Genomic DNA, 4,184 nt, shown 5'->3' on the forward strand with positions numbered 1-4,184 from the left:
TTATTTTTTATCGTTTTTAGCTCTATTTTGATTAATAGTTTTGGAGTTAATTTTATAGCTGATTTGTAAACTTAGCTAAAAGTATTATATTACCTAGTTTTTAGTGATTTGGGGCTGGCTGTATAATAAATATTAAAACTTAAGTATAGCAAGTAAGTCAGGTTATTAATATTTACTTTATAAATCATATATTATTATTTTAAGGAGATAATACGGCAATAAATACATTGTTTATGACATTTTTTAGAGAATAAAAAAAATATATTATGCAATTTTTAAACTAGATATATTTGTTTCGATACCTAATTTACCTACTCCCTAAATTCAGGTTAATTGTATATTTTTTTATTTGGAAGTCTCATTATAATAGTTAATTTTAACTTAAAAAATTTAAAATTATGACTCCTCACTCCTGAGTCCTGTACGGGCGAATGGCTATTCGCACCTACCACCAAAATATTACAACTTAAATAAGATTGGTATATATTTTTTGTGTTACCTTTTTTCTGTTAATTTTAGTACCTAATACTATTAATTTTATATTATTTTGAGTACCGAATGTAGCATTTGATGGTGAAAATTTACCTTTATATCTGTCACCCATTACTATATACGCAATAAATTCTATTTTCTAAAAAAAATATCTAAATTCTAAAGTTGTTGAGGCCACCACTTACTGGAGGAATGAGGACTACTTCGTCACCGTCTTTAAGGATGGTTTCTGGTGGGACAAAATTGAGGTTAATGCCAAATTTGGTGACATTTCGCCATTTTTCTAGTTCGGGGTGTTGGCTGATGATGTTTTCTAGCAGTTGGGATACTTTTGTTCCTGCACAGAGGGTTAGTTGGAGTTCGGGAACTTTGTAGGCTTCTTGGTAGGCTGCGAATAGTTTGATGGTAACGGCTATCTCAGTATGATTCATCTTTTTATGTTGAATTAAAAATCATGTATATGGGCGATAAGCACCCACCAAGTTTACTATATCAAAGTTTTTGATCCCGTGCAACCTTTTTCTGTTGCTGTTTTTTTGAGAGCTTCATAAAATGCAATTTTTGTGTAATTCCTTAGTGCTTATTTGAATTAATAGAATTACTCTGTAGGCGATCGCTATTTTGAGATGAAACAGCCACTGAATAAAGACCTAGACTACCCATTTCTATTAGTAGCTCAGATGGTTTGTGCTGACCAACAAATTCACAGTGAGGAGTCAAAAGCTTTGCATGAGTTAGCAGAACAAAGCAAACTAGGAACAACAACTCTTACAGAAATGGAAAAAATTCTGGCTCAGGATGAAAAGCAGTTATCTGTGGCAGAAATTGCATTGCGAGTAGCACCCTGCCAAAGAAATGAGGCGATGGGACAAATATTGAGTATTGCCTATGTGGATGGTTTTTGCTCGGCATTGGAACGACAAATGGCGCAACAAGTAGCCCAAATTTGGGGTTGGTCTGATAGTGAGGTGGAACGACAAATAGAGAAAGCTAGTGCTTTTGCTGATACGAGGTTTATTGGGAATGGGGATAAGGAGCAGGTATCTTTGGGAGCGAGGATGCTGAAAAATGCTGATTCTTTATTATCAAAAGCTCTGGTAGATAAGTTGGCGACTTTTAGTGGGAAGCAGCAAAAGGTCGAACAACTACGCCGGGAAATTTTGTTATCTGGACCTGAATATGATGAGGCAATACGTCAGTGTGGGTTTATTGCGGAGGAAGATTATGTATTTGCAGAAAGAGCTTTGAAACATACAGATAAAGCTTTGCAAAATCTGGGAATAAATCTGCAAAAAGTTATTCAAGAAATAAAGGATAAAAGTAGTGGAAAAGGTGAAGCTACTTCTGCTCAGGAAGTGGCAAGTCAACTAGAGGAAATTTGCAAGGAACTTACGGCTAAAATTATTAAAGAAATTGATGGTGTTAAAGAGTCACTTCGCTCTAAAGAACGTGCTTTGAGTCATTTTAGTATTGCTTTTATGGGGAAAACTAAGGCAGGAAAAAGTACCCTTCATGCAATTATTACTAATGATGGATGGGATGCTATTGGTGTTGGTAAACAGCGCACTACTCGTTTTAATCGAATTTATGAATGGAAGAATATTCGGGTTATTGATACTCCTGGTATTGGTGCGCCTGGAGGTAAGAGTGATGAGAAGATTGCTAAGAGTATTATTGATGAGTCGGATGTTATTTGTTATGTGGTGACTAATGATAGTATTCAGGAGAGTGAGTTTGGTTTTTTAGGTTCGTTGAAGAGGAAGGCTAAACCTTTAGTTATTTTGTTCAATGTTAAATATAATTTGCGAGACTCGCGGAGGTTGGAGCATTTTCTCAAGAATCCAAATAAGCTGTTTGAAATGGAGGGCAAGAGTGGTATTGGCGGACATATTAATCGGATTCGTAGTTATGCTCGAAAATATTATGGTAATGATTATTTTTGGATAGTACCTGTAATGTTATTGGCGGCACAAATTTCTCGTGAAACTGAGGATGAAAAACGAAAAAATGAGTTGCTTAAGGCTAGTCGAATACAGTATTTTTTAGATTCGGTGAGAGAGTCTTTAATTAAGGATGGAAAAATTAGGAGGTCTCAAACTTTATTGGGTTCTACTGTTGGTGCTATTGAAAAACCTTTGAAGTGGGTAAAAGCACGGTCTGAAGTTTATGATAATTTGGCACAATTTCTGAAAAATAAGTGTGGAGATATTCAGAAAAAGATTGATAAGTCTTGGCAGGATGCTTTGGATTTTTTGCTACAGGAAATTAAAACTGTTTTTGGGGATGCTTTGAATGGTATTTCTTCTTTTGCTGAAGATTATTGGGATAAAAATGAGAGTGAATTAAAAGAGGGATAGCAGGAAAAACTTAAGGAAATAGAGTTGGAGGAAAGACTAGAAAGTTCCTATCAAGTGGCTAGTCAAAACTTTAATCAAGAAGTAAAAGAAGTGGTTGAGGAGGTAGGGAGTGAATTACAATTAATTGCCGAGTTAGGTGCTTTTGATTTTGATTTTACTGAACAAGATTCAAGTTTTTTTGACCGCAATTTTGTCAAAATAGCTGGTAGTATTGTGTTGATAGCTGGAACTATATTTACTTTTTTTGCTCCGGGTATTGTCGCAGTTGTAGCTATTGGGGTTATTAGTACAGTTGTGAGTATGATTAGTGGATTGTTTAAATCTAGAAATCAGAAAAAAAGTGAAGCTGTTCAGAGAATATCTGAGTCGTTAAGTAATCAAATTATTGCTCAAAAGGAAACTACTCTGAAAAAATATGAGAGTGAGTTTTCCAAGTCTTGTCAGTTAGTGTCTGAAAATATTGACGATTATTTTGATAATTTAAGTAGGGAATTGCAGAAGATATCTGAAGAGTTATAATTCATTCAAAAGAAACTTGCATCAGGTGTTAATTATCTAAATCGTGCCTATGCAAAACGTATTATTGATTGGCTTACAGAAAATTATGAACCTTTAACGGAAGAAAGAATTAATCAAATAATTGGCAAAATTAAACGAGAGTTTGGTAAAAAGATAATTATTGGCACAAAGACTCAAGTACTAAGCAACAAAACTCCTGAAGAAATTAATCTTGTTGTTCAGGAGGATGTAGCTATCAGATATATAAAATAGGAGGAAAACAGAATTAACTAAATTTCTGAAATAGATTTCTCTATAAAATGAATTTTGTTCCCAATCAAGATAGAGTTTTTGGAGATTTAAACCCCAGGCAAAATTCTCTGGCTATTTGTGAAATTATTTCTGGGAAATATCTCTATGAAATGAATTTTCTTGCCAAACTTAAACTCCAGGGAAAACTCTTTGGCTATTTGTGAAATTATTTCTGGGAAATATCTCTATGAAATGAATTTTCTTGCCAAACTTAAACTCCAGGGAAAACTCTTTGGCTATTTGTGAAATTAGTTCTGGGAAATATCTCTAAACTTAAACTCCAGGGAAAACTCTTTGGCTATTTGTGAAATTATTTCTGAGAAATATCTCTAAACTTAAACTCCAGGGAAAACTCTCTGGCTATTTGTGAAATTAGTTCTGGGAAAAAAGTATTCCTGTAAAATGAATTTTGTTCCCAATCAAGATAGAGTTTTTGGAGATTTAAACCCCAGGCAAAATTCTCTGGCTATTTGTGAAATTATTTCTGGGAAATATCTCTATGAAATGAATTTTCTTGCCAAACTT

4 protein-coding genes are annotated in these 4,184 nt (G+C 34.0%); 3 read left to right on the forward strand and 1 reads right to left on the reverse strand.

What is annotated here, in order from left to right; all coding sequences use genetic code 11:
- Window positions 1–644: 644 nt before the first annotated feature.
- Window positions 645–923, reverse strand: coding sequence for a MoaD/ThiS family protein (locus tag F6K22_RS34010; RefSeq protein WP_293108566.1), 279 nt, complete (start codon window positions 921–923; stop codon window positions 645–647).
- A gap of 195 nt (window positions 924–1,118) precedes the next feature.
- Between F6K22_RS34010 and F6K22_RS34015 the strand changes: the two genes are divergently transcribed.
- From F6K22_RS34015 to F6K22_RS34025, 3 genes are all read left to right on the forward strand, one after another.
- Window positions 1,119–2,849 carry a GTPase gene (locus F6K22_RS34015; RefSeq protein WP_293108568.1) on the forward strand — a complete coding sequence of 577 codons (1,731 nt, stop codon included), beginning with the start codon at window positions 1,119–1,121 and terminating at the stop codon, window positions 2,847–2,849.
- Between the two features lie 24 nt (window positions 2,850–2,873).
- A complete protein-coding gene (locus tag F6K22_RS34020; RefSeq protein ID WP_293108571.1) occupies window positions 2,874–3,368 on the forward strand; it encodes a hypothetical protein in 495 nt (164 codons plus the stop codon).
- Between the two features lie 299 nt (window positions 3,369–3,667).
- Window positions 3,668–3,823 (forward strand): hypothetical protein, encoded by a 156-nt coding sequence (locus F6K22_RS34025; protein WP_293108573.1) that lies wholly within the window; start codon window positions 3,668–3,670, stop codon window positions 3,821–3,823.
- Window positions 3,824–4,184: the final 361 nt, after the last annotated feature.

Origin of the sequence: Okeania sp. SIO2F4, assembly GCF_010672385.1 — a bacterium.
Classification (GTDB): Bacteria; Cyanobacteriota; Cyanobacteriia; order Cyanobacteriales; family Microcoleaceae; genus Trichodesmium.